Source organism: uncultured Luteimonas sp. (genome assembly GCF_947492465.1).
GTDB lineage: Bacteria > Pseudomonadota > Gammaproteobacteria > Xanthomonadales > Xanthomonadaceae > Luteimonas.
Window position 1 is genome coordinate 36871 of sequence record NZ_CANLNF010000006.1, and the last position, 24747, is coordinate 61617.

General features: G+C 69.8%; 19 protein-coding genes. 12 read left to right on the forward strand and 7 right to left on the reverse strand.

What is annotated here, in order from left to right; genetic code table 11:
• Nucleotides 1-128: 128 nt before the first annotated feature.
• The 6 genes from Q0863_RS13550 to Q0863_RS13575 all read left to right on the forward strand — a co-directional run bounded on the left by Q0863_RS13550 (nucleotide 129) and on the right by Q0863_RS13575 (nucleotide 7345).
• Complete coding sequence (locus tag Q0863_RS13550; protein ID WP_298579211.1) at nucleotides 129-2492, forward strand: TonB-dependent receptor; 2364 nt, start codon at nucleotides 129-131, stop codon at nucleotides 2490-2492.
• A 109-nt stretch (nucleotides 2493-2601) separates the two neighbouring features.
• On the forward strand, nucleotides 2602-3243 hold the full coding sequence (locus Q0863_RS13555; RefSeq protein WP_298579213.1) for a PepSY-associated TM helix domain-containing protein: 642 nt from the start codon (nucleotides 2602-2604) through the stop codon (nucleotides 3241-3243).
• Nucleotides 3244-3266: 23 nt separating this feature from the next.
• Nucleotides 3267-3782 (forward strand): DUF2271 domain-containing protein, encoded by a 516-nt coding sequence (locus Q0863_RS13560; protein ID WP_298579215.1) that lies wholly within the window; start codon nucleotides 3267-3269, stop codon nucleotides 3780-3782.
• A 38-nt stretch (nucleotides 3783-3820) separates the two neighbouring features.
• Entirely contained in the window at nucleotides 3821-4702 is an 882-nt protein-coding gene (locus Q0863_RS13565) for a DUF4198 domain-containing protein (protein WP_298579217.1), read from the forward strand.
• Between the two features lie 40 nt (nucleotides 4703-4742).
• Nucleotides 4743-5714, forward strand: a complete 972-nt coding sequence (locus Q0863_RS13570; protein ID WP_298579218.1) for an FAD:protein FMN transferase — start codon at nucleotides 4743-4745, stop codon at nucleotides 5712-5714.
• Nucleotides 5711-7345, forward strand: a complete 1635-nt coding sequence (locus tag Q0863_RS13575) for a sulfite reductase flavoprotein subunit alpha (RefSeq protein WP_298579220.1) — start codon at nucleotides 5711-5713, stop codon at nucleotides 7343-7345. The genes Q0863_RS13570 and Q0863_RS13575 overlap by 4 nt, the downstream gene beginning before the upstream one ends.
• A gap of 42 nt (nucleotides 7346-7387) precedes the next feature.
• Here the strand turns inward: Q0863_RS13575 and Q0863_RS13580 are convergent, their stop codons facing one another.
• Both Q0863_RS13580 and Q0863_RS13585 read right to left on the reverse strand, forming a co-directional pair.
• A complete protein-coding gene (locus Q0863_RS13580) occupies nucleotides 7388-7972 on the reverse strand; it encodes a HutD family protein (RefSeq protein ID WP_298579222.1) in 585 nt (194 codons plus the stop codon).
• A 246-nt stretch (nucleotides 7973-8218) separates the two neighbouring features.
• A complete protein-coding gene (locus Q0863_RS13585; protein WP_298579224.1) occupies nucleotides 8219-8554 on the reverse strand; it encodes a ComEA family DNA-binding protein in 336 nt (111 codons plus the stop codon).
• Nucleotides 8555-8754: 200 nt separating this feature from the next.
• Between Q0863_RS13585 and Q0863_RS13590 the strand changes: the two genes are divergently transcribed.
• Nucleotides 8755-10248, forward strand: coding sequence for a M20 family metallopeptidase (locus Q0863_RS13590; protein WP_298579226.1), 1494 nt, complete (start codon nucleotides 8755-8757; stop codon nucleotides 10246-10248).
• A 79-nt stretch (nucleotides 10249-10327) separates the two neighbouring features.
• Entirely contained in the window at nucleotides 10328-10594 is a 267-nt protein-coding gene (locus Q0863_RS13595; RefSeq protein WP_298579228.1) for a GlsB/YeaQ/YmgE family stress response membrane protein, read from the forward strand.
• 119 nt (nucleotides 10595-10713) lie between these two features.
• Here Q0863_RS13595 and cysC read toward each other — a convergent pair whose 3' ends face one another.
• Both cysC and cysD read right to left on the reverse strand, forming a co-directional pair.
• Complete coding sequence (gene cysC / locus Q0863_RS13600; protein WP_298579230.1) at nucleotides 10714-12660, reverse strand: adenylyl-sulfate kinase; 1947 nt, start codon at nucleotides 12658-12660, stop codon at nucleotides 10714-10716.
• A 46-nt stretch (nucleotides 12661-12706) separates the two neighbouring features.
• Nucleotides 12707-13642, reverse strand: coding sequence for a sulfate adenylyltransferase subunit CysD (gene cysD / locus Q0863_RS13605; RefSeq protein WP_345780526.1), 936 nt, complete (start codon nucleotides 13640-13642; stop codon nucleotides 12707-12709).
• A gap of 139 nt (nucleotides 13643-13781) precedes the next feature.
• Between cysD and Q0863_RS13610 the strand changes: the two genes are divergently transcribed.
• From Q0863_RS13610 to Q0863_RS13620, 3 genes are all read left to right on the forward strand, one after another.
• Nucleotides 13782-15620: an assimilatory sulfite reductase (NADPH) flavoprotein subunit gene (locus Q0863_RS13610; protein WP_298579234.1), complete on the forward strand. Its 1839-nt coding sequence runs from the start codon at nucleotides 13782-13784 to the stop codon at nucleotides 15618-15620.
• Between the two features lie 153 nt (nucleotides 15621-15773).
• The gene (cysI, locus tag Q0863_RS13615; protein ID WP_298579240.1) at nucleotides 15774-17492 is read left to right on the forward strand and encodes an assimilatory sulfite reductase (NADPH) hemoprotein subunit; all 1719 of its coding nucleotides are present in this window, start codon (nucleotides 15774-15776) and stop codon (nucleotides 17490-17492) included.
• A complete protein-coding gene (locus Q0863_RS13620; RefSeq protein ID WP_298579248.1) occupies nucleotides 17489-18229 on the forward strand; it encodes a phosphoadenylyl-sulfate reductase in 741 nt (246 codons plus the stop codon). The genes cysI and Q0863_RS13620 overlap by 4 nt, the downstream gene beginning before the upstream one ends.
• A 198-nt stretch (nucleotides 18230-18427) precedes the next feature.
• Here the strand turns inward: Q0863_RS13620 and Q0863_RS13625 are convergent, their stop codons facing one another.
• From Q0863_RS13625 to Q0863_RS13635, 3 genes are all read right to left on the reverse strand, one after another.
• Complete coding sequence (locus Q0863_RS13625; protein ID WP_298579256.1) at nucleotides 18428-20746, reverse strand: FG-GAP-like repeat-containing protein; 2319 nt, start codon at nucleotides 20744-20746, stop codon at nucleotides 18428-18430.
• Between the two features lie 206 nt (nucleotides 20747-20952).
• Nucleotides 20953-21606: a CoA transferase subunit B gene (locus Q0863_RS13630; protein ID WP_298579265.1), complete on the reverse strand. Its 654-nt coding sequence runs from the start codon at nucleotides 21604-21606 to the stop codon at nucleotides 20953-20955.
• A complete protein-coding gene (locus Q0863_RS13635) occupies nucleotides 21606-22334 on the reverse strand; it encodes a CoA transferase subunit A (protein WP_298579274.1) in 729 nt (242 codons plus the stop codon). The genes Q0863_RS13630 and Q0863_RS13635 overlap by 1 nt, the downstream gene beginning before the upstream one ends.
• Before the next feature lie 320 nt (nucleotides 22335-22654).
• On the opposite strand from Q0863_RS13635, the gene Q0863_RS13640 reads away from it, so the two are divergent.
• Nucleotides 22655-24721 (forward strand): glycoside hydrolase family 99-like domain-containing protein, encoded by a 2067-nt coding sequence (locus Q0863_RS13640; protein ID WP_345780527.1) that lies wholly within the window; start codon nucleotides 22655-22657, stop codon nucleotides 24719-24721.
• The last annotated feature ends 26 nt before the right edge of the window (nucleotides 24722-24747 follow it).

Here is a 24747-nt window from a genome sequence, read left to right on the forward strand (position 1 = left end):
GCGCACGCGCCGCCCGCCGGCTAGCGCGGGCCTCCCGCCCCTCTTCCTTTCCGCCCGGCCGGCCGCCAGCCCATGCGCGCGCCCCGCCGCCGGGCCGACCCCACGTCACCGACACAGAACCCGCCTACATGCCCACCTCCCTGCGAACCCTGTTGCGCCGCTCGCCCCTCACCTGCGCCCTCGCCGTCGGCCTGGCCGCCCCGGCCATCGCGGCGCCCGCGCCGGCGCCGGCCCCGGACCCGGTCGATTTCGATGCCGTAGTCGTCACCGCCGCCGGCTTCGAGCAGAAGATCACCGACGCGCCGGCCAGCATCAGCGTGATCACGCGCGAGGAGCTGACCACGCGCCCCTACATCACACTGATCGACGCGGTGCGCGACCTGGAGGGCGTCGACGTCGGCGAGACCTCGGACAAGACCGGGCAGAAGACGATCAGCCTGCGCGGCATGGGCCCGGACTACACGCTGATCCTGATCGACGGCAAGCGCCAGAACAATCACGGCGACATCTATCCGAACAACTTCGGCGGCAACCAGTTCAACCACATCCCGCCGCTGGACATGATCGAGCGCATCGAGGTGATCCGAGGCCCGGCCTCGACCCTGTACGGCGCCGACGCCATGGGCGGGGTGATCAACATCATCACCCGCAAGGTCGGCGACGCCTGGCACGGATCGGCGACGGTGTCGCGCAACTTCCAGGAGAACGACGACTTCGGCACCGACACCACCCTGGACTTCGCCGTCAGCGGTCCGCTGGTGCAGGACAGGCTCGGCCTGGGCGTGCGCGGCTCGCGATACGAACGCGACGCCTCGACCCCGGACTACGAGGTCATCACCGCGCCCGACGGCACGCAGTTCGAGCGTTCCCTGGGCTTCGGCGGCGGCGGCAAGACGGTCGACAACGTCAACCGCACGGCCGGCCTCACCCTCAGCTGGACGCCGACCGAATTCCAGAGCGTGGTCCTCGACTACGACACCTCCGAACAGGAATACGACAACACCCCGTACATCAACAATCTCGGCACCGAAACCTATCCGCTGGGCACCGTCGACGGCATCGAGGGGCTGTGGCGTCCGGCTCCGCGCGTGGGCTACGCCGCCGACCAGAAGTTCACCCGCGACCAGTGGTCGGCCACGCACCAGGGCCAGTGGGACTGGGGCAACAGCTTCGTCTCGCTGGCCCACATCGAGACCGCCAACCTCGGCCGCACCCTGCCCTTCACCGTGGCCGAGCGCCTGCGCCACCGGGACATGTACTGCGGCAACGCGGACGTCTGCGACACCGGCCCGTACGCCGGCCTGGACCGCGACGAGCGCCGCCAGCTGGTCGCCGACACCTTCCTGCCGCGACCCCGGCGCACCATGGAAAGCAGCCAGTACACGCTGGATGCCAAGTTCGATTTCGCGCTCGGCGAGCAGCACCACGTCATCGTCGGCGGGCAGGCCATTGATGGCGAACTCGAGGACGGCGTGTTCGGCCTGGAGGACGGCGGCGAAGGCAACGGCACGGTGCAGGAACACCGGATGTGGTCGCTGTTCGCGGAGAACAACTGGAGTCCGAACGACGCGCTGACCGTCACCCTGGGCCTGCGCCACGACGACCACAACGTGTTCGGCAGCCACCTGAGTCCGCGCGCCTATGCGGTCTGGGACATCGGCCCGGCCTGGACGCTGAAGGGCGGGGTGAGCACCGGCTACAAGACGCCCAAGACCACCGACCTGTACGACGGCATCACCGGCTTCGGCGGCCAGGGCACCTCGCCCTTCGTCGGCAACCCCGACCTGCAGCCCGAGACCAGCGTCAACAGCGAGGTCGCGCTGTACTGGACCTCGCCAGACCGCCGGCACAATTTCAACGTCACCGTGTTCCGCAACGATTTCGAGGACAAGATCGCCCGCGGCGAGACCAGCCTGAGCTGCGAGCAGACCGGCGGCGTGCGGCCCTGCGCCAACCTCGGCGACTACGGGCTGCTGGGTTACACGACCTACGCGCAGAACATCAACATCGACGAGGTCCGCATCCAGGGCGCCGAGCTCGCCGGACGCTGGGGCATCACCGAGGCCTGGTCGCTGCGCGCGAACTACACCTACACCGACAGCGAGCAGCTCAGCGGCGCGCAGCGGGGCCTGCCGCTGACCGACACCGCCAGGCACATGGCCAACGCCACCCTCGGCTGGCAGGCGAGCGAGCGCTTCAGCCTGCAGCTGGTCGCCGAGGCGCGCTCCCGGCGCTACCGCGACGTGATCGAAGGCGTGCGCCGGGACTACCAGGACTACACCGTGCTGCACCTGGGCGCGCAGTACCGGTTCAACGACAACGTCAGCCTCAACGCGCGGATCAACAACCTGCTGGACGAGGACTTCACCACCTTCCAGACGCTGTGGACGCAGGACGCGAACACCGGCGAGTGGGCCCCGACCTACCTGGACGACTACAACAACAAGGACAAGTCGCGGAACCTCTGGCTGGGCGTGAACGTGCAGTTCTGAGCGGCCACTGGGTCGCGCCCGGGCCTCCGGGCGCGGCCGGACCGCCCCCAGGAATGAGAACGCTTCTCGTCCACACCGTATACTTGCCGCCCTTCCCGTGACCCGCCCCATGCCCCACGAGGCCACTTCCAACGCGCTCACCGGCCAGCAGCGCCGCGGCTTCTGGCTGCGCACGCTGCACCAGTGGCACTGGATCAGCTCGGCGCTGTGCCTGGTGGGCATGCTGCTGTTCGCGGTGACCGGGATCACCCTCAACCACGCGTCCAGGATCGAGGGCGAGCCACGCGTCGACAACCGCCAGCTGGCGCTGCCGCCGCCGCTGCAGGCGGCGCTGGAAGGCGACGACGAGCAGACCGCGCCGCTGCCGCCCATGGTGGCGGCGTGGCTGTCCGATGCGCTCGACGCACCCATCGGCAGCCGCGAGGCCGAGTGGTCGGCCGACGAGATCTACCTGTCGATGCCGGGACCGGGCCGCGACGCCTGGCTGAGCATCGACCGCGCCAGCGGCGAGCTGGAGTACGAGCGCACCGAACGCGGCTGGATCTCCTGGCTCAACGACCTGCACAAGGGGCGCAACACCGGGCCGGCCTGGGGCTGGTTCATCGACATCTTCGCGCTGGCCTGCGTGGTGTTCACCGTCACCGGCCTGCTGCTGCTGCAGATGCATGCGCGCCAGCGCCGCATGACCTGGCCGTACGTCGGCCTGGGTCTGCTGGTGCCGGCGCTGCTGGCGCTGCTGTTCATCCACTGATTCCGCTTCCAGGAGGCCGCTCCATGCGCATCCAGCTCAGCATCGCCATCGGCAGTCTGCTCGCCCTCCCGGCGCAGGCGACCGACGTCACCGTCTCGGTGCAGATCCCGCAGATGAAGGTCGCCGAATATCACCGGCCCTACGTGGCGGTGTTCGTCGAAGGCCCGGGCGGCAAGCACGCGGCCAACCTCGCGGTCTGGTACATGAGCAAGGACACCAGCGAAGGCCACGGCACCAAGTGGCTGCCCGACCTGCGCCAGTGGTGGCGCAAGTCCGGACGCGCGCTCGAGGTGCCGGTCGACGGCGTCACCGGGCCCACGCGGCCGGCCGGCACGCACGAGCTGGGCTTCGACGATGCGCATCCGGAGCTGTCGAAGCTTGCACCCGGCGAATACACCCTGGTGGTCGAGGCCGTGCGCGAGGTCGGCGGCCGCGAGCTGCTCAAGATCCCCTTCACCTGGCCGGTCAAGTCCGCGCAGTCCGGCCGCGCGCAGGGCAGCAGCGAACTCGGCGCCGTCTCGCTCAGGCTCACGCCGTGAGCGCCGCGCGCACATTCCCTTCGTTCAAGGAGTCTTCCATGAAGCGTACGTCCCTGCTCGTCCTGGCGGTCGCCGCACTGCTGCCGCTGTCGGCCGCCGCGCACAAGCAATGGATCATTCCCTCGCAGGCCGTGGTCAACGGCGGCGACGTGTGGGTGACCTTCGATGGCGCGATCTCCAACCAGCTGTTCTTCCCGGACCACGTGCCGATGCGGCTGGACAACGTGACCGCCACCGCGCCCGACGGCAGCACGGTCGAGCTCAGCAACGCCAGCACCGGCAAGTACCGCAGCACCTTCGACCTGCAGCTCGCGCAGACCGGCACCTATCGCATCGCCAACGCCAGCGCCGGTCTGTCGGTACGCTGGGACACGCCCGCCAGCCTGGCCGCGAAGGCCCGCGCCGAGGCCGAAGGCAAGCCGGTCAGCGGCCCGGGCGCGGCGCCCGACACGCGCGGCGGCTTCCTGCGCAGCGCGACCGCCGAAGACCTGGCGACCAAGGTGCCGAAGGACGCGCGGAACGTGGAGGTCACCCAGACCGTGGGCCGGGTGGAAACCTTCGTCACCAACGGCGCGCCCAACGACACCGCGCTCGCGGCCACCGGCCAGGGCATCGAACTGGCGCCGGTGACCCATCCCAACGACCTGTTCGCGGGCGAGGAAGCCACGTTCCGCGTGCTGGTCGACGGCAAGCCCGCGCCCGGCCTGGCGTTCGAGATCGTGCGCGGCGGCACCCGTTACCGCAACGCGCAGGAAGAGATCACCGCCACCACGGATGCCGAAGGCCTGCTCCGCGTCACCTGGCCGGAACCGGGCATGTACTGGCTCGAAGCCGGCGTGCAGGACGATCGCCCGTCGGTCCCGCAGGCGAGCCGGCGCCGCCTGTCGTACGTGGCCACGCTGGAAGTGCTGCCGCAGTAATGCGCGACGCTGCGCTGTCCGGGCCGATGCCGGGACCGGCATGACCGGCGACGCGACTTCCGCCGCCGATCCCGCCGCCGTGCACACGCTGTATGGCGCCACCATGGGCACGCGCTGGCGCGTGGACCTGTGTGCGCCGCGCAGCCAGCCGCTGGATGCGCTGCACGGACAGGTGCAGACGCGGCTGGACGCGATCGTGGCGCAGATGAGCACCTGGGAGCCGGACTCGGACCTGGCCCGGTTCAACCGGGCGCCCGCCGGCAGCTGGCATGTCCTGCCCGACGACTTCTTCCGGGTGATGGCGTGCGCGCTGCAGGTGGCGCAGGCCAGCGACGGTGCCTTCGATCCGGCGATCGGCGGCCTGGTCGCGGCCTGGGGATTCGGCGCGCAGGCGGGTCCGCGCCGGGTTCCGGACCCGGCGGTGCTGGCGCAGGCGCGCGACGCCGCCGGCTGGCGCAGGCTGGAGCTGCGCCCGGACACGCGCGAACTGCTGCAGCCCGGCGGCCTGTCGCTGGACCTGTCGGCGATCGCGAAGGGTTACGGCGTCGATGCGGTGGTCGCGCTGCTGCAGGCGCGCGGTATCGCCGCGGCGCTGGTCGACGTCGGCGGCGAGCTGCGCGGCCATGGCCGCAAGCCCGACGGCACGCCCTGGCGCGTGCTGGTCGACAGCGACGGCCCCGAACAGGGAGCGCCCTGCGTGGTGGTACTCGAGGATGCGGCGATCGCGACCTCGGGTCCGCGCTGGCAGCGGTTCGAGGCCGGCGGCCGCGAACTGTCGCACACCCTCGATCCGCGCAGCGGCGCGCCGGTGGTCGACGCGCCGGCGGCGGTGAGCGTGCTCGCCGCCAGCGCGATGCAGGCCGACGCCTGGTCGACCGCCCTGACGGTGCTCGGCCTGGAGGGCGGCCACGCCTTCGCCAGCGCGCATGGACTGGCCGCGCGGCTGCTGCCGTCGGATGCCGCTGCGCCGCCGCGCCTGACTCCCGCATTTGAAGCCTGCCTGCTGCAATGAACGCCGCTGCCGCCAACCCGCCGCCGCGCTGGCGGGCGCTGCTGGGCAACGTCGCGGCGCTGGCCCTGCTCCTGGTCGCGGCGCTGGCGCTGTTGCCGCTGCACGACGCCGACTGGTGGCCAGCGTCGCCGCGGCCGCGGCAGTGGTGGCTGGCCGCAGGCTGGGTCGCGGCCTATCTCGGCGCGAGCGCATGGCTGTTGCGTCGCGCACGGCCGATGGCCGTCGAGACCCTCGACCACGACGCGGCGCTGCCCTGGCTGGTCGTGCACGCCAGCCAGACCGGATTCGCCGCCGCGCTGGCCGCGCAGACGGCCGCGGCGCTGCGCGCGGCCGGCCTGCAGGTCGCGCTGCTGCCGCTCGCGTCGGTCGACGCCGCGGTGCTGGCACGTACCGGCCGCGCTCTGTTCATCGTCAGCACCACCGGCGAAGGCGATCCGCCCGATCCCGCCCTGCCCTTCGTGCGCGCGGCAATGGCGCGGCCCGCGGCACTCGGCACGCTGCAGTACGCGGTGCTGGCGCTGGGCGACCGCGGCTACGCGCACTTCTGCGCCTTCGGCCACCAGCTCGAACAGTGGCTGCGGCAGTGCGGCGCGCGCGCACTCTTCGACCTGACCGAGGTCGACAACGGCGATCCCGGCGCGCTGCGCCACTGGCAGCACCACCTCGCCCAGGCTGCAGGCGCCGACGCGATGCCGGACTGGACGCCGCCGCGCTACGAATCGTGGACCCTGGCGTCGCGGCGCCTGCTGAACCCGGGCAGCCTCGGCGGCCCGGCGTTCCACCTCGCCCTGCATCCGCCCGCCGGCGGGACGCCGTCGTGGCAGGCCGGCGACATCGCCGAGGTCGGCCCGCGCAATCCGCCGGCCGAAGTGGAGCAGTGGCTCGCCGCACGCGGCCTGGACGGGGCGGCCACGGTGCTCGTGCGGGGCGAGGCGACGCCGCTGCGCGAGGCGCTGTCGCGATCGCGCCCGCCCGAGGCTGGCGGACGTGTCGCCGACCCGCAGGCGCTGGCCGATGCGCTGCAGCCGCTGCCGCACCGCGAATACTCGATCGCCTCGCTGCCCGGAGACGGCGCGCTGGAGCTGCTGGTGCGGCAGATGCGGCGCGACGACGGCCGGCCGGGCCTGGGCAGCGGTTGGCTGTGCCTACATGCCCTTCCCGGCGCGCCGGTTGACCTGCGCATCCGCAGCAACCCCAACTTCCATCCGCCGGCCGACCCGCGCCCGCTGCTGCTGATCGGCAACGGCACCGGCATCGCCGGCCTGCGCGCACTGCTCAAGGCACGCGAACGCGCCGGCGCGCGCCGCAACTGGCTGCTGTTCGGCGAGCGCGAACAGGCGCGCGATGCATTCTTCGATGCCGATCTCCAGCGCTGGCGTGCATCGGGCGTGCTGGAGCGCCTGGACGCGGTGTTCTCCCGCGACCCGGGCGGCCCGCGCTACGTGCAGGACGCGCTGCGCGCGGCGGCACCGGCGCTGCGCGAGTGGATCGCCGCGGGCGCCAGCATCTACGTCTGCGGCAGCCTCGAGGGCATGGCGCCCGGCGTGGACGCGGTGCTGCGCGAAACACTCGGGGACGGCCCGCTGGAGCAGCTGCGCGCGCAGGGGCGCTATCGGCGCGACGTCTACTGACCGCGACCGCCGCGACCCGCGCCACGCGCCCGGGTCGCGGCTTCAGCGCGCGGCCGCGTCGATCCGCGCCAGCAGCACTTCGCCGCCGCCATCGATCACGTAGCGCGCGCGCTGGCCCTGCGCACGCAGCAGCGCGGTATCGCCCGCCGCCAGCGCCGGGAAGGCCGCGTCGGCGCCAATGCGCGCGTGGCCGCCGAGCAGGTGCACGATCCAGGTCGAGCCGGGCTCGACGAAGACCACCATCGCGCCGGTGAGCGGGCGATGCCAGAGCTGCGCTTCGGCCGCATCGCGCCGCCACATCAGGTTGAACACCTCGCAGCGGCCCTCCGGCTCTCCCACCAGCACGCGCCCGCCGTCGAAACGCAGCCGGCCGTGCGGCGGATGCAGTTCGACCAAGGCGTCATCCGCGAAACGCAGGCGCAGGCCTTCGCCGCGCAGCAGCACCAGTTCCCGTTCGACCCCGGGCAATGGCGAGAACGGCGAGGCGCGGTCGAGTTCGGCGATCGAGATGCGCCAGGCCCAGTGGCCGGTCCCGGGATCGGCATGGATCTCGCGGGTCCAGCCGGCCTGGTTGGCCCAGCGCAGGCGCCGGTACTCGTTGGCGGGAATCACGCGCGAGGACTGCATGCGGCCAGTGTAGATCGGGTCTCGCGCAGCCGCTGCTGCGTCCAGCCCTGCATCATCCGCTGGATCGAGGCGGGCAGCGCCGGACTCCAAGCGCGACGCGCGATGCAGACGGCGAAAGGCCGCCCGCCCGGGCCATCCTGGCGCGGAACGGGCGGCGGGTACGTCCCTGTGGCGGCCTCCGGCCGGTCCCCGGAGCATCCCTGCTCCCGTCGCTGGCGCGCGTCCCTGCGCGCCAGCAGACTGGGGTCAGCGGGTCTGCGCGGCGGTCCGGCCCGCGGCGGCGCCGGCGCCGGCCGGCTTGGCCGCGCGCGGTGCGGAGACGACGATGCGATCGCGGTTCTGCTCGACCGTGCGCAGGCCGATGCCCTTCACCTGGGCCAGCTGCTCGGGACTCTGGAACGGCCCGTTGGCCTTGCGGTGGGCGACGATCGCCTCGGCCTTGGCCGCGCCGACGTTGTGCAGCACGCGATCGAGCGTGGCCGCGTCGGCGGTATTGATGTTGACCTTCTCGGTGGCCAGCGCGCTGCCCGCCAGCAGCAGCGACAGCGCCAGCGTCGAAAGCAGGGCCTTGATCTTGTTCATGTCGATCTCCTGATGTTGAAGTGGGTTTCCTTGCCCCCGGCGCGTTCCTCGCAGCCGGCAATCGCAGTGTTGCGCGTCGTCGCGCCGCAGGGCATCGCCGCAGCCGCCGCCGCGGCGCAGGGCTACGCCGCGGTGCCGCGTCGGAAAACCCCTACACGCCGCGCGCGATAGAATCGAATTTTCCGCACCGGACACGCACGATGGACGCCAGCAAGATCGACCGCTACGTCGGCGCCAAGTGGGACGACGAGATCGTTCCCCAGCTCGTCGAATACATCCGCATCCCCAACAAGTCGCCGATGTTCGACGCCGACTGGGTGAAGAACGGCTACATGGCCGACGCCGTGAAGCTGATGGAATCCTGGGCGCGCGCGCAGCCGATCCCCGGCATGCAGGTGGAGGTGGTGCAGCTGGAAGGCCGCACCCCCCTGATCTACATCGAGATCCCGGCCGCGCACGGCGGCAGCGACGACGACTGCGTGCTGCTTTACGGCCATCTCGACAAGCAGCCGGAAATGACCGGCTGGGACGACGACCTCGGCCCCTGGAAGCCGGTGCTGCGCGGCGAGCGCCTGTACGGCCGCGGCGGCGCGGACGACGGCTATGCGATCTACGGCTCGCTGGCCGCGATCCTGGCCCTGCACGAGCAGCAGGTGCCGCACGCGCGCTGCGTGGTGCTGATCGAGGCCTGCGAGGAGTCGGGCAGCTACGACCTGCCGGCCTACGTCGACCACCTGGCCGACCGCATCGGCAAGCCGTCGCTGGTCGTGTGCCTGGATTCGGGCTGCGGCAACTACGACCAGCTGTGGTGCACCACCTCGCTGCGCGGCCTGGCCGGCGGCAACCTCACGGTGAAGGTGCTGGAGGAAGGCGTGCACTCGGGCGATGCATCGGGCGTGGTGGCCTCGAGCTTCCGCCTGCTGCGCCAGTTGCTCTCACGCATCGAGGACGAGAAGACCGGGCGCATCCTGCTCGAGGGGCTGCATGCGCAGGTCCCCGATGAGCGCCTGGAGCAGGCCCGCCGCGCGGCCGAGGTGCTGGATACGGCCATCTACGACAAGTTCCCGCTGGTGCCGGGCCTGCGCCCGATGGCCGATGAACTCGCCGAGCTGGTGCTCAACCGCACCTGGCGCCCGGCCCTGTCGGTCACCGGAGTCGGCGGCATCCCTTCGCTGGATTCGGCCGGCAACGTGTTGCGCCCGCACACCGCGGTCAAGCTGTCGCTGCGCCTGCCGCCCACGGTCGACGGCAAACGCGCCGGCGAACTGCTGCAGGCCGAGCTGCTGCGCGATCCGCCCGATGGCGCGCAGGTCACGCTGGCGCTGGAAAAGGCCGCCACCGGCTGGAACGCGCCGGCACAGTCGGCGTGGCTGGAGCGCGCGATCGACGCGGCCAGCCAGGAGTTCTTCGGTCAGCCGGCGATGTACATGGGTGAAGGCGGCTCGATTCCCTTCATGGGCATGCTGGGCGAGAAGTTCCCCGGCGCGCAGTTCATGATCACCGGCGTGCTCGGGCCGCACTCCAATGCGCACGGACCGAACGAGTTCCTGCACATCCCGATGGGCAAGAAGGTCACCGCATCGGTGGCGCGCGTGATCGCCGAGCACCACCTGGCCAGCCAGCGCGGCGAGACGAGCGGTGCGGCGGTCGCGCCCGACAGCGGCGCCCGCCACGGCGACCACGGCTGCTGCTGAAACAAGCGCGTGCGGCAGGACTGGCGCGGCCGCGCCGGTCCTGCCAGCCTTGCGTCATCGACAACGACAGGGGAAACGAATGGAAGGCATGTTCGGCGGCAGCAGCTGGCTGTGGATCATCGTGGTCGGCCTGGTGGTCGGCGTGCTCGCGCGCCTGCTCAAGCCCGGCCGCGACCGGATGGGACTGATTCTGACCACGCTGCTGGGCATCGGCGGCGCCCTGCTGGCCGGCTGGTTCGGCCGCACCATGGGCTGGTACGGCGCGGGCGAGAAGGTGGGCTTCCTGGCCTCGCTGGTCGGCGCGATCGTGATCCTGCTCGTGGTGGGAATGCTCCGCAGGCGTTGAGGCGGCGCGCTCCGATCATGGCCGGGCATCCGGCGCGATCGCGCAGCGTCGCAAGTCCCTGTCGGCGGCGACTGCGACGTCGGCCGCGCCCGGGACACGCGCCGGGCGTCGCGGAGCGGTCAGTCCAGCAGGCGCGCGATCACCTGTTCCGCCAGCGCAGCCGGCTCGGCCGACTGCGTGTCCAGGACCAGTTCCGGATCCTCCGGCGGCTCGTAGGGTGAGTCGATGCCGGTGAAGTTGGGCAGCTCGCCGCGACGCGCCTTGGCGTAGAGACCCTTGACGTCGCGCCGCTCGGCCTCGGCCAGCGGGGTATCGACGAAGACCTCGAGGAAATCGCCTGGCGCGAACAGCGCGCGCGCCGCGGCGCGTTCGGCGCGGAACGGGGAGATGAAGCTGACCAGCACGATCAGGCCCGCCTCGGTCATCAGCTTCGCCACCTCGGCCACCCGGCGCTGGTTCTCGACGCGGTCTTCGTCGGTGAAGCCGAGGTCGCGGTTGAGGCCATGGCGGACGTTGTCGCCGTCGAGCAGGTAGGTGTGCAGGCCGCGCGCCAGCAGGCCGCGTTCGACCAGGTTGGCGATGGTCGACTTGCCCGCGCCCGACAGGCCGGTGAACCAGACGCAGCGCGGCTGCTGGCCCTTGATCGCGGCGCGCGCCTTGCGATCCACGTCCAGCGCCTGCCAGTGGATGTTGTCGGCACGGCGCAGGCCGTGGCGGATCATGCCGGCGCCGACCGTGGCGCGACTGATCGGATCGACCAGGATGAAGCCGCCCAGCGCCGCACTTTCGGCATAGGGCGCGAACGCCACCACCGCATCCAGCGACAGCACCAGCTCGCCGATCTCGTTGAACTCCAGGCGCTTGGCCGCCAGCGGCTGCAGGCTTTCCGGATCGTGCCGGAACTTCAGCTCGCTGATCCGCGCGCCCACCGTGCGCGGGCCGAGCTTGAGCTGGTAACGGCGTCCCGGCAGCAGCGGCGCCTCATCGAACCACAGCACGTCGGCCACGAACTGGTCGCTGTGCGCGAGCGGCTCGCTGCCGCCGGCAAGCACGTGGCCGCGTCCGGCATCGACCTCGTCGGCGAGTTGTACCGCGACCGCGGAACCCTGGGCTGCCACTTGCGCCGGTGCGCCGCCAACATTGAGGGCCGCCACACGGCTGGCGGCGCCGGCCGGCTCCACCCGCACCGCATCGCCCACGCGCAGCGTGCCCGCGGCAATGGTGCCGGCCAGCCAGCGGCCACCTTCGGCGTCGCGCAGGACCGACTGCAGCGGCAGACGCAGCGGCAGCGCGGGATCGGGCGTGGCGATCTCCACGCTTTCCAGATGCTCGAGCACGCTCGGTCCGGCGTACCAGTCGATCGACGTCGAACGCGTGGTGATGTTGTCGCCGACCGCGGCGGCCACCGGGATCGCGACCACGTCCGGCACGCCCAGCCGGGCCGCGTGTGCGCCGAAGCGCGTGGCGATCGCATCGAAGACCGACCGGTCGTAGCCGACCCGATCCATCTTGTTCACCGCCAGCAGCACGTGGCGCACGCCGAACAGCGACAGGATCGCGACGTGGCGGAAGGTCTGCGGCAGCAGCCCCCTGGTGGCATCGACCAGCACGATGGCCAGGTCGGCCTGGGAGGCGCCGGTCGCCATGTTGCGCGTGTACTGCACGTGGCCGGGGCAGTCGGCGATCAGGAAGCGGCGCCTGGCCGTCTGCAGGTGGCGCCAGGCCACGTCGATGGTGATGCCCTGCTCGCGCTCGGCGTCCAGGCCATCGAGCAGCAGCGCGTAGTCGATCTCGCCGCCGCGCGTGCCGTGCGAGGCGCTGGCCCGCGCCAGCGCGGCGCGCTCGTCATCGGGGACGCGCCCGGCCTCGTGCAGGAGGCGCCCGATCAGGGTGCTCTTGCCGTCGTCGACGCTGCCGCAGGCGATCAGGCGCAGAAACCGGGATTCGGGAGTCGGGAGTCGGGATTCGGAAAGGCGGTGAAAACCGGCTTCCTGATGTTCGATGGCCACGTTACTCACTGTCTCCTCCGGATCCGCCCGACCGCATCGTTGGCTGAGTCGCCACATGGCGTCCCGCTTTCCCGTATCCCCAATCCCGAATCCCCGGCTCCACTCAGAAGTAACCTTCCCGCTTCTTCTTTTCCATCGAATCCCCGTCGGCATGGTCGATCAGCCGGCCGGCGCGCTCCGACAGCGCGCTGGTTTCCATCTCGGCGATGACCGCGTCCAGGTCGGCCGCGTCCGATTCCACCGCGCCGGTCAGCGGATAGCAGCCCAGCGTGCGGAAGCGCACGCGGCGCTGCTCGACCCGCTCGCCGTCACGCAGCACGAAGCGCTCGTCGTCGACCATGATCCAGGTACCGTCGCGCCGCACCACCGGCCGCTCGGCCGCGAAGTACAGCGGCACCACGTCGATGTTCTCGCGACGCACGTAATGCCAGACGTCCAGTTCGGTCCAGTTCGACAGCGGGAACACGCGCACGCTCTCGCCCTGGCCCACGCGCGCGTTGTAGAGGTTCCACAGCTCCGGGCGCTGGCGGCGCGGGTCCCAGCGGTGCGCCGCGTCGCGGAACGAGAACACGCGCTCCTTCGCACGCGACTTCTCCTCGTCGCGGCGCGCGCCGCCGATCGCGGCGTCGTAGCCGCCAGCCTCGAGCGCCTGCTTGAGCGCCAGCGTCTTCATCACCTCGGTATGGACGCTGGCGCCGTGGCTGAACGGGCCGACGCCATCGCGCACACCGTCTGGATTGACGTGCACGCGCAGCTCGATGCCGGTCTCTGCGGCGCGGCGATCGCGGAAGGCGATCATCTCGCGGAACTTCCAGGTCGTGTCCACGTGCAGCAGCGGGATCGGCGGCAGCGCCGGCGCGAAGGCCTTGAGCAGCAGGTGCAGCAGCACCGAACTGTCCTTGCCGATCGAGTACAGCAGCACCGGGTTGCGGCATTCGGCCGCGACCTCGCGCAGGATGTGCAGGCTCTCTGCCTCGAGCCGGTCGAGGTCGGTAGTCGCGGCAGGCGCCGGCACGGAAGCGGGATCGGGAAGGCTCATGTCGGCGGCGATTGTAGCCAGCGTTCCCGCCGCGCATGTAAATCACCTCACGGCATGACTGCATAACCGTCGATCCTTTCCGGCGCCGCGCGCACGCCCCGTAGGCTGTGCCGCACAGTCAAGAAGGACCGTCGCAAGGATGTCCGCACCCGCCGCACTGCCTGCGCTGCCGTTTCCCCAGGACACGGCCGATGCGCTGTTCCGCCTCACCCAGGGGCTGGAGCCGGCCGGACTGTGGTGGCTGTCGGGCTATGCGGCCGGCCTGGCCAGCCGCGGTGCCGCGCCTGCCGTCGCGGCGTCGGCGCCACGCGCCGATGCGGCCGACGGCGCCCGCCTGACCATCCTCTACGGCAGCCAGACCGGCAATGCGCGTCGCGCGGCCGAGGCATTGCTGGACAAGGTCCAGGCGGCCGGCCTGCCCGCGCGCCTGGTGCGCGCCGACGCCTACGCCACCCGCGAACTGGCCGGCGAGCGCCTGCTCTACGTGGTGATCAGCACCCAGGGCGAAGGCGATCCGCCGGACGACGCGATCGGTTTCGTCGAGTTCCTGCAGGGACGTCGCGCGCCGAAACTGCCGGACCTGAAGTTCGCGGTGCTCGGCCTGGGCGATACCAGCTACGCGGACTTCTGCGGGATCGCGCGCCGGATCGACGCCCGCCTGGCCGAACTCGGCGCGCAGCGCGTGGCCGATCCGGGCCTGGCCGACCTGGACATCGACACGGTCGCCGCGCCCTGGCGCGACGCCGTCCTTGCGCAGGCGCGCGAGCACCTCAAGCCGGCCGCGTCCGGCGCCACGGCGCACGTGGCCACCGTCACCCCGCTACGCCCCGCCGCCAGCTGGTCGCACGAGCGCCCGTTCCCGGCCGAAGTGCTGGCCAACCAGTCGCTCAGCGGCCGCGAGTTCCGCGGCACGGGCTTCCGTCGCTACGGCACGGTCGACAAGGACGTGCGCCACCTGGAGCTGTCGCTGGACGGCTCCGGCCTAGCCTACGAGCCCGGCGATGCGCTCGGCATCCGCCACCGCAATCCCGAAGCGCTGGTCGCGCCGGTGCTGGAAGCCACGGGTCTCGATGGCGACGCCGCGGTCAGCCTCGATGGCGATACGCTGGCGCTGTCCGAGTGGCTGGCCACGCGTCGCGAACTGAGCCGGCTCTCGCGGCCCACCCTCACCGCACTCGCCGAACGTTCGGGGGCCGCGGAACTGCAGCAGCTGCTCGAACCGGGCAATCCCGGCTTCGCCGCGCTGCTCGCCGACCACCAGCTGGCCGACGTGCTGCGCCGCTGGCCGGCCGACTGGGACGCGGCGTCGCTGCTGGCCGCCCTGCGGCCGCAGGCGCAGCGGCTGTACTCCATCGCCTCGAGCCGCAAGCGCGTCGGCGAGGAGGCGCACCTGACCCTGGACGTGGTGGCCTACAGCGCCCACGGCCGCCAACACATCGGCGCGGCCAGCGGCTTCCTCTCAGCGCTCGAGGACGGCGGCCAGGTGCCGGTCTACATCGAACCCAACGAGCGCTTCCGCGTTCCGGCCGACGCCTCGCGCGACATCATCATGATCGGCCCGGGCACCGGCGTGGCACCGTTCCGTGGCTTCGTGCAGGAACGCGCGGAAACCGGCGCGGGCGGCCGCAACTGGCTGTTCTTCGGCGCGCGCCACTTCAACACCGGCTTTCTCTACCAAACGGAGTGGCAGGACGCGCTGCAGCGCAAGGAGCTGCACCGGCTGGACCTGGCCTTCTCGCGCGACCAGGCCGCCAAGATCTACGTGCAGGACCGGCTGCGCGAACAGGGTCGGGACGTCTACGACTGGCTGCAGGGCGGTGCGCACCTGTACGTGTGCGGCGCGATCGCGATGGGCAAGGACGTGCACGCGGCGCTGCTGGACATCGTCGCCGCGCACAACGGCGGCGATGCAGAGGCGGCCGCCGAATACCTCACCCGCCTGCAGGCCGAAGGGCGCTACGGCCGCGATGTGTATTGAGGGCAGGGATTCGGGAGTCGGGATTGGGGATTCGGAGAGCGGGTGTTGCGCTCCGCTGATCCATCGACGCCCAGGCATCCGAACTCCGCTCCCTGACCGCTCCCATCGATTCCGATTCCCTGTTCCAAATTCCCAATTCCGAATCCCTGCCCCATGAGCCATCCTTCCGTCGAAGACATCAAGACCCGCAGCCTCGGCCTGCGCGGCACCCTGCTGGAGGGGCTGGCCGATCCGGTCACCGGCTCGCTGTCGTTCGAGGACCAGCGCCTGGTCAAGTTCCACGGCAGCTACCAGCAGGACGACCGCGACATCCGCGACGAGCGCCGCCGGCAGAAGCTTGAGCCCGCGCACCAGTTCATGATCCGCATCCGCGCGCCGGGCGGCGTGTTCACGCCCGAACAGTGGCTCAAGCTCGACGCCATCGCGACCACCTGGGCCAACGACTCGCTGCGCGTCACCACCCGCCAGACCTTCCAGTTCCACGGCGTGATCAAGCGCGAGCTGAAGGCGACGATGCAGGCGATCAATGCCGCCGCGCTCGACACCGTCTCGGCCTGCGGCGACGTCAACCGCAACGTGCTCGGCGCAAGCAACCCGCTGCAGTCGCGATTGCACGCGCAGGTCTACGAGTGGGCGCAGCAGCTGTCCGAGGCCTTCCTGCCCCGGACGCGTGCCTATTACGAGATCTGGCTGGACCAGGAGAAGCTGGCCGACAGCGGTCGCGAGGAAGACCCGATCTACGGCGCCGCCTACCTGCCGCGCAAGTTCAAGATGGCCGTCGCGGTGCCGCCGCTCAACGACGTGGACGTGTTCGCCAACGACTTCGGCCTGATCGCCATCGTCGACGACAACGGCGCACTGGCCGGCTTCAATGTCGCCATCGGCGGCGGCATGGGCGCGAGCCACGGCGACCCCAGGACCTATCCGCGACTGGCCAACGTCATCGGCTTCGTGCCGCCGGAGCGGGTGCTCGAGATCGCGAAGGCCGCAGTCACCGTGCAGCGTGACCTCGGCGACCGCGTCGAACGCAAACACGCGCGCTTCAAGTACACCATCGACGACCACGGCCTGGACGCCATCGTCGCGCAGATGGAGGAGCGCGCCGGCTTCCGCCTCGAGCCCGCGCGTGCCTTCCATTTCGACCACAACGGCGACCGCTTCGGCTGGGTCGAGGGCGAGGACGGGCGCTGGCACCTGACCCTGTCGCTGCCGTCCGGGCGCATCGCCGACCGTCCCGGCGCCCCGCACCTCACCGGCCTGCGCGAGATCGCGCGCATCCACCAGGGCGAGTTCCGCCTGACCGCGACCCAGAACCTGGTCATCGCCGGCGTTCCTGCGGCCGAACGCGCGCGCATCGAGGCCCTGGTCGTGCAGCACGGACTGGACGCGGAAAATCGCGCACCCACAGCGCTCGCGCGCAGCGCCGTGGCCTGCGTCGCGCTGCCGACCTGTGCCCTGGCGATGGCCGAGGCCGAACGCTACCTCCCCGATTTCACCGCGAAGCTGCAGCCACTGCTCGAAGCGCACGGCCTGGCCGAGGCGCCGATCCTGCTGCGCATCTCCGGCTGCCCCAACGGCTGCTCGCGTCCCTACCTGGGCGAGATCGCGCTGGTCGGCAAGGCGCCCGGACGCTACAACCTGATGCTCGGCGCCGACCATCGCGGGCAGCGGCTCAACACGCTGTACCGCGAGAACATCACCGAGCCCGAGATCCTCGCTTCGCTTGAGCCGCTGCTGGCCGCCTACGCCGCCTCGCGCCTCGATGGCGAAGGCTTCGGCGATTTCCTGCTGCGCACCGGCGTGGTCGACATCCCGGAAAAGGATCGCCGCCACGGCCCCATCGCCAGCACGCTCGTGGAAGAACCCGCATGAACCTGCCCACGCCCGCCCACGCCGCCGACTCCCCGCAGGCACTGGCCGAGCTCAACCAGTGGCTGGGGGCGCGCCGCGCCGAGGAGCGCCTGGAATGGGCGCTGCACACCCTGCCCGGCGAGCACGTGCTGTCTTCGAGCTTCGGTGCCCAGGCCGCGGTCTCTCTGCACATGGCCACCAGCCAGCGCGCCGACCTGCCGGTGATCGTGATCGATACCGGCTACCTGTTCCCGGAAACCTACCGCTTCATCGACGAGATGACCGAGCGCCTGTCGCTCAACCTCAAGGTCTACCGCCCGCAGATCGGCGTGGCGTGGATGGAAGCCCGCATGGGCCGCATCTGGGAAGAAGGCGTGGACGGCATCACCCGCTACAACCGCCTGCGCAAGGTCGAACCGATGCAGCGCGCGTTGCAGGAACTCGGCGTCGGCACCTGGATCGCCGGCCTGCGCCGCAGCCAGAGCCGCAGCCGCGCCAACATCGACTTCCTCGAGCGCAAGGACGGCCGCTGGAAACTGCACCCCATCGCCGACTGGAGCGACCGCGACGTCGGCCAGTACCTCTCGAAGCACGGCCTGCCCTACCACCCGCTGTGGGACCAGGGCTATGTGTCGATCGGGGATGTGCATACGACGCGGCCGCTGGCGGCAGGCATCAGCGAAGAAGAAACCCGCTTCTTTGGATTGAAGCGCGAATGCGGTCTGCATTTCGAAGGCGAGCCTGCAACGACGCGCTGAAGGCTTTCGATCAGCAAGCCGGTCGGCCTGAACGATACTGACCGCCCGCTTCCAGCCTTCCAACGGGGCCTTCACCTGTTTGGCAGTTCCGTCATCGGTGTCGATTCCCGTATAGCTATCGCGGCAGAGGGAGGGCACTCGTGCCCTCCCTCATATACCAGCCGGGCCTGCATGCAGGCCCACGCCCGACTGAATAGGTCAGTAATAAACCCGCCAGGCCAGATTCGGCACCGCTGCCACGGCCTGTCGTGTCGAGTAATTGGCCGACTTCCAATAAATATTGCTCCCGTTGGATGAATTGCGCCACAGCACGTCAGCCCGACCGTCACCGTCGTAATCACCAACTGCAGCCACGAACCACTCCCGAGCAACGCTTACGACGGCCTGCTGCGTGCCTGCGCTGCCGCCAAGCCAGATCGAATTTCCGCCTGTGACAGCGTGTCGCCAGAGAATGTCATCTACGCCGTCTCCGTCGAAATCCCCCACGCCCGCCACCTTCCAGTTCTGGTCCGACACGGTTGCCACCGTCTGCCTGGCGTTGCTGGCTCCGGACCGCCAGATTGTGTTCTGGCCGTTCGAAGCACTGCGCCAGAGAATGTCGTCCCGACCATCGCCGTTGAAGTCTCCTACCCCTGCGACCAACCAACCCCCGCCAACCACTGTCGCCACCGGGATCTGGGCAGCCGAGTTGCCCGAAACCCAGATCACGTTTCTACCGTTGGCAGCATGCCTCCACAGGATGTCGGCGCGATTGTCTCCATTGAAGTCGCCAACCCCCGCAACCTTCCAGTTCTGATCGGGGACGGCCGCAACGACCTGCGAATCTGCACTCGCCCCCGATCCCGACCTCCATATAGCGTTGGCCCCGCTGGCCGAATTCCGCCAAAGCACGTCCGCTTTGCCATCGCCGCTGAAATCACCCGTGCCCACGATGGCCCAAGCTTGGCTAGGCACGGCAGTCATGGCCTGCTGGGTCGAGCCGTTCGCGGATTTCCAGATCACGTTCTGCCCGTTGCCTGCATGGCGGAAAATGATGTCCGACTTGCCGTCGCCATCGAAATCGCTCCGGATGTTGGGGAGCGGCACCACCGTGGCGCGGAATTGCGACACCAGAGGCATGGTCTGGTTCATGCTGCGCACGTTGTCTTCCGTGGCAGTACCCGTGGGACGGTTCTGCCACCGGACCGCGGGGTTGGCGAAGTACGGCGCCTCGACCTGACCATCGCCGACCGGATAGGCCATGATAGTGAAGAACCCTGACGTAGACGCTTCGCGGTAGCCATAGGAATAGCTATGCGCCCCGGCGTCGGCGGCATTGTCCCGATCATGTGCCTGGCCCATCAAATGGCCCAGCTCATGCGCCAGCGAATAGTCACTGCAGAAGTAGGTGTTGTTGTCGGTACTTGGATCTTCGCCATCGCTGACCACCGCGTAACCGAATGCTTCGTCAGCCGCAGAAATCCCCGACTGATTCATGCCCAGCAGCCATGCGATACCGCAACCATCCTGCTCCGGTTCACGATAACGCCGAACGAATGCAACGAGGTCGGCGCCGTACTCGTTGCGAGCCGCACGAAGGGAATTGAACGCGGCGTTTGGCGTAACCGGCTGCTGCGTGTCCACGTTGTAGCCGGTCAGCTGTTGCAGCGCGTCCCGGTTGAGCGAGTTATCCGAATAGTTCACCGGCATCACGTGCACCAATCGCACGCGCATGTTGACCCCACTGTCGGCATAAGCGGCATTGGTCATTGCTGCCAGGTTGCTCATCAGCGTCACGGCCGCATTCTGGCTGCCGAGTTCGGTGGCAATGGTGCTCGAATAACCCACGAGCAGATCGACCACCGCGCCCGCCTTGTTGAACGAGGTCTGCGCTGCGGCTCCGCTCTTGCCAAGCTGCCGTGCAGCCGCGGCCGCAAGCGCGCGGCTTGCGGGTGGGAGCAGGGTGTCGTCGCCATCATGCGGCCTGCCCCCGTTGGCAGCGACCAGACGCGGATCCGTCTCGACAAGCCACGCACCGGTACGGTCGCTGCGCAGCCGATATCGCGTGTCGCCATGCACGATCGTGCCAAATACGGCCTTCTCGCCGAAGGTCATCACAGCACTCGCACCGTCCGAGTTGCGGCCGAACCAGGTCCAGTTGCCGTCGGCGTGCTCTTCGTGACGGTCGTACCGCAGAGCCAATGGCTTGCCTTCAGGCGTGTTGATCACCAGACGACCGGAGCCGATTGCGTTCAGTGCATGAGTCTCGCTGACCGAGACAGGATGCCAGGTATAGGGCCCTGAGCTACGCGTCTTCCTCGCGCCGCCGTACGCTACCAGCTCGCCTCGATCCGGGAGCGCAGCGAAGCCGCTCGCAGCTCCCCTGGCCAAAGCCAATGACGATGCGGTCGGAGCAGGCGACTCTGCCTTGGATTGGGCTGGCGATTCTGCGCCGGGACTCACCGACTCGACCCCCGGCTCCGAAGTGCAGCCGGCCACCCCGGCGATCATCATGAGTCCGAGCAGATGTTTACGCATGTTGCAGTCCCGAAGTATGGAAGGAACTCCGTCCCCAGCGGAGCGTTTCGCAGCATAAGCCAGGGCCGTCCCTGCAGGAAGCAGGCATGACCAGCGCGCTGATTCCCTTTTCAGCCTCGCGGCAGGTGATCACACGGCCAAGTTATTGAAAACCTTGGCAGCATGAACGACCCTCCTATGGGCCTAGACCGGTCGGCGGCAGCCGGTTAAACGCTGACTGAAGCGTATCCTTGGCGATGGAGTGCGACGCCGGTCCGCTGCGCCAACTCCGCACGAGTGATCCCGGGGGCGACCTCCACCACCTCGAGTCCTGCTGGCGCAATATCGAAAACCCCCAGATCCGTGATGATCCGGCCGACCACGCCCACCCCGGTCAGCGGCAGGGTGCATTCGGGCAGGATCTTGTGCTCGCCATTCTTCGCAGTATGTTCCATCAGCACGACCACGCGCTTGACGCCGGCCACCAGGTCCATCGCCCCGCCCATGCCCTTGACCATCTTGCCGGGCACCATCCAGTTGGCCAGGTCGCCCTTGTCTGTGACCTGCATCGCGCCCAGGATTGCCAGGTCGATGTGGCCGCCGCGGATCATCCCGAAGGACTCGTGGCTGCCGAAGTAGCTGGCACCCTGCCGGGCGGTGACGGTCTGCTTGCCGGCGTTGATCAGGTCGGCGTCGACCTCGTCCTCGGTGGGGAACGGGCCGATCCCGAGCAGACCGTTTTCCGACTGCAGCCACACGTCCACCCCGTCGGGGATGTAGTTTGCCACCAGGGTCGGCAGGCCGATGCCGAGGTTGACGTAGGCGCCGTCGGTGAGCTCCTGCGCGGCGCGCTGCGCCATCTGGTCGCGGGTCCAGGCCATCAGTTCGCTCCTCGCACGGTGCGCTGCTCGATGCGCTTCTCGGGGGTGGGGTTCAGCACGATGCGGTCCACGTAGATTCCGGGCAGGTGCACGTGGTCCGGGTCGATGGCGCCGGTCGGGACGAGTTCCTCGACCTCCGCCACGCAGACCTTGCCGGCCATCGCGCAGGCCGGGTTGAAGTTGCGCGCCGTCTTGCGGAACACCAGGTTGCCGGCCTCGTCGGCCTTCCAGGCCTTGACCAGGGACACGTCCGCTTCCAGGGCGGTTTCCATCACGTACCAGTGCTCGCCGAACTGGCGGGTTTCCTTGCCCTCCGCCACCACGGTGCCGTAGCCGGTGCGGGTGAAGAAGGCCGGGATGCCCGCCCCACCGGCGCGCAGCCGCTCGGCCAGCGTGCCCTGCGGGTTGAACTCCAGTTCCAGCTCGCCGCCCAGGTACTGGCGCTCGAACTCCTTGTTCTCGCCCACGTACGACGAAATCATCTTGCGGATCTGGCGCGTTTCCAGCAGCTGGCCGAGGCCGAAGCCGTCAACGCCGGCGTTGTTGGAGATCACGGTCAGGTCCCTGGCCCCTGAATCCCGGAGAGCCGCGATCAGGGCCTCGGGGATGCCGCACAGGCCGAATCCGCCGACGGCGAGGGTCTGGCCGTCGGCGATCAGCCCCTGCAATGCCGACATGGCATCCGGGAACAGTTTGCGCGCCGATCCAGCTACCGGTTCAGAAGACATTCGCATACCTCGCATGGGAATCCATTGGATTCTACCCGGCGTACCGATGCTGCCGCAGTGTACGAACGGGTAGTTCGCCCCTCCGATACGAGCGCCGGCCAGTTGCGCCATCGCCGTGCGTGCTTTCCGCCGCGCTTCCACCGTCATCGCCTCCAGCAAGCCGACAGCTGCCATCCGGCCGGGACTGACGAGCCGAACGCAGTCGCACATGGTTCGTCGCCCGTACTGGCGCCGCGCTGGTTGGCCGCCGACACCGTTTGGCCCACCATAGCCGCCCGGCCATCCACGGCGAACGGCGGCGCATGGCGCGCAGATTTCCTTTGCACAGACTCAAGTCGGCCTGCTTCCATATCCTCCGTCTGGCTTTCCGCGCCGCGCCGATCGACGAGGGCAAGCGTGACCGCCTGCGTGCCTGGTTTCTCGCCCGGCTTGGCTTTCTGGTGCCGCGTGCGCCGCGCGGCCTGCCGATCAATGCATACGCCCGTGAGCGTAGCGGGCGTCGGCCCGCCGACGCCCTGGCGCTCGGCCATCGCGACGCCGCTCCCCCCATCCTGCCTGGGCCGCTGCCGGCGACCCTGGTCGCGTTCTACCTGCCGCAGTTCCATCCGATTCCCGAGAACGATGCAGCTTGGGGAGAAGGCTTCACCGAATGGCGTAACGTGCGCCGCGCCAGTCCGCAGTTCGACGGACATGCGCAGCCACGCCTGCCGGGCGTCCTGGGCGAATACGATCTGCGCGATCCGGACACGATGCGGCGCCAGGCAGACCTTGCCCGCCGCCACGGCGTGGGCGCATTCGCCTTCTACTTCTACTGGTTCAACGGCCACAGCCCTCTGGAGGCGCCACTGCGCCTGTGGCTGGAGACCCCCGACCTCGACCTGCCCTTTTGTCTGTGCTGGGCCAACGAGAGCTGGTCGCGGCGCTGGGACGGGCGCGATGACGAGATCATCCTCGCCCAGAACCATTCGTCGACGGATGACCTGGCGTTCATCCGCCACGTCGCGCGCTACCTCGCCGACCCACGTTACCTGCGAGTGGACGGCCGCCCCGTGCTGCTGGTCTACCGGCCCAGCCTGTTCCCCGACCCGGCCGCAACCGCGGCGCGCTGGCGCGAGGAATGCCGCCGCCTCGGCCTGGGCGAACTCCACCTGTGCTATGTGCAGGGCTTCGAGCGCCCGGATCCATCCGACATCGGTTTCGATGCGGCGATCGAGTTCCCGCCCAACATGAGCGAGCCGACGGAACTGACACGCCACCAGCGGCTGATCAACCCGGACTACGAGGGTCGCGTGCTGGACTGGCGCGCGCTCGTGGCCGATGCCCTGCAGCGGCCCGCTCCAGGTTATCCGCTGTATCCCTGCGTGAACCCCGGATGGGACAACGAACCGCGCCGCACCGGCCGCGGCCGCGTGCTGCTGCATGCCTCGCCGCGCCGCTATCGCGACTGGCTGGCGGCCACGATCCGCCAGCGCACCGGCGGGCAGCCGCACCGCGAGCGCCTGGTCTTCGTGAACGCCTGGAACGAATGGGCCGAAGGTGCGGTGCTCGAACCGGACCATCGTCTCGGCCACGCCTGGCTGCAGGCGACCAGCGCAGGCCTGCGACTTGCAGCGGATCCGCCGCCCGCCAATCCGCGTCCCGCCGCGGTGGTCCATGCCTGGTATGCGGAGGAGTTCGAGGACATCCTCCAGCGCCTGGCCGCGACGGGCATCGACTGGCGCCTGCTGGTGACCACCGCGCCCGAGCGCGAGGCCGAAATCGCCGACGTGCTGGCGCGCTCTCCGTTGCCGGGCGATCTGGTGGTGGGCGAGAATCGCGGCCGCGATATTCTGCCCTTCATGCGCGTCGCCGACCGCCTGCTGGACGAGGGCGTGGAGCTGGTGCTGAAACTGCACACCAAGCGGTCGCGACACCGTAGCGACGGCGATCGGTGGCGTCGCGAGATGCTGGAGCGGCTGATCTCGCCGCAGCGCGCGCGAAGCATCCTTGCGGCCTTCACCGCAGACCCGGGCCTCGGCGCGGTGGGGCCGGAGGGCCACCTGCTTCCGATGCAAACCTATCTCAGCGCGAACCGCGACGCCATCGAGTACCTGATCACTCGGCTCGGCTTACGCGACCGCAGCTATCTCGAGCATCGATTCATCGCCGGCACCATGCTGTGGTGCCGCACCGAGGCCCTGCGCCCTCTGCTCGACGCGCATCTGGAGGAATGGGAATTCGAGGCGGAGGCCGGGCAGCTCGACGGCACGTTCGCCCACGCCATCGAGCGGGTGCTGGCGCTGTGCGTGAACGACGCGGGTTACCGCACGCGCTCGGCGGCCGAGGTCTGCGGCGAAACTGACCCCGACGCCGGCCGGCCCTATCCCTACGCGGCTCCGAGCGGCTGAATGCGCGGCGCCGCCTCTCGGCGATC

Coding starts and splice junctions, on each gene's coding strand:
- Q0863_RS13550 (WP_298579211.1), top strand. CDS start 129: ATGCCCACCTCCCTGCGAACCCTGTTGCGCCGCTCGCCCCTCACCTGC.
- Q0863_RS13555 (WP_298579213.1), top strand. CDS start 2,602: ATGCCCCACGAGGCCACTTCCAACGCGCTCACCGGCCAGCAGCGCCGC.
- Q0863_RS13560 (WP_298579215.1), top strand. CDS start 3,267: ATGCGCATCCAGCTCAGCATCGCCATCGGCAGTCTGCTCGCCCTCCCG.
- Q0863_RS13565 (WP_298579217.1), top strand. CDS start 3,821: ATGAAGCGTACGTCCCTGCTCGTCCTGGCGGTCGCCGCACTGCTGCCG.
- Q0863_RS13570 (WP_298579218.1), top strand. CDS start 4,743: ATGACCGGCGACGCGACTTCCGCCGCCGATCCCGCCGCCGTGCACACG.
- Q0863_RS13575 (WP_298579220.1), top strand. CDS start 5,711: ATGAACGCCGCTGCCGCCAACCCGCCGCCGCGCTGGCGGGCGCTGCTG.
- Q0863_RS13580 (WP_298579222.1), bottom strand. CDS start 7,972: ATGCAGTCCTCGCGCGTGATTCCCGCCAACGAGTACCGGCGCCTGCGC.
- Q0863_RS13585 (WP_298579224.1), bottom strand. CDS start 8,554: ATGAACAAGATCAAGGCCCTGCTTTCGACGCTGGCGCTGTCGCTGCTG.
- Q0863_RS13590 (WP_298579226.1), top strand. CDS start 8,755: ATGGACGCCAGCAAGATCGACCGCTACGTCGGCGCCAAGTGGGACGAC.
- Q0863_RS13595 (WP_298579228.1), top strand. CDS start 10,328: ATGGAAGGCATGTTCGGCGGCAGCAGCTGGCTGTGGATCATCGTGGTC.
- cysC (WP_298579230.1), bottom strand. CDS start 12,660: ATGTGGCGACTCAGCCAACGATGCGGTCGGGCGGATCCGGAGGAGACA.
- cysD (WP_345780526.1), bottom strand. CDS start 13,642: ATGAGCCTTCCCGATCCCGCTTCCGTGCCGGCGCCTGCCGCGACTACC.
- Q0863_RS13610 (WP_298579234.1), top strand. CDS start 13,782: ATGTCCGCACCCGCCGCACTGCCTGCGCTGCCGTTTCCCCAGGACACG.
- cysI (WP_298579240.1), top strand. CDS start 15,774: ATGAGCCATCCTTCCGTCGAAGACATCAAGACCCGCAGCCTCGGCCTG.
- Q0863_RS13620 (WP_298579248.1), top strand. CDS start 17,489: ATGAACCTGCCCACGCCCGCCCACGCCGCCGACTCCCCGCAGGCACTG.
- Q0863_RS13625 (WP_298579256.1), bottom strand. CDS start 20,746: ATGCGTAAACATCTGCTCGGACTCATGATGATCGCCGGGGTGGCCGGC.
- Q0863_RS13630 (WP_298579265.1), bottom strand. CDS start 21,606: ATGGCCTGGACCCGCGACCAGATGGCGCAGCGCGCCGCGCAGGAGCTC.
- Q0863_RS13635 (WP_298579274.1), bottom strand. CDS start 22,334: ATGTCTTCTGAACCGGTAGCTGGATCGGCGCGCAAACTGTTCCCGGAT.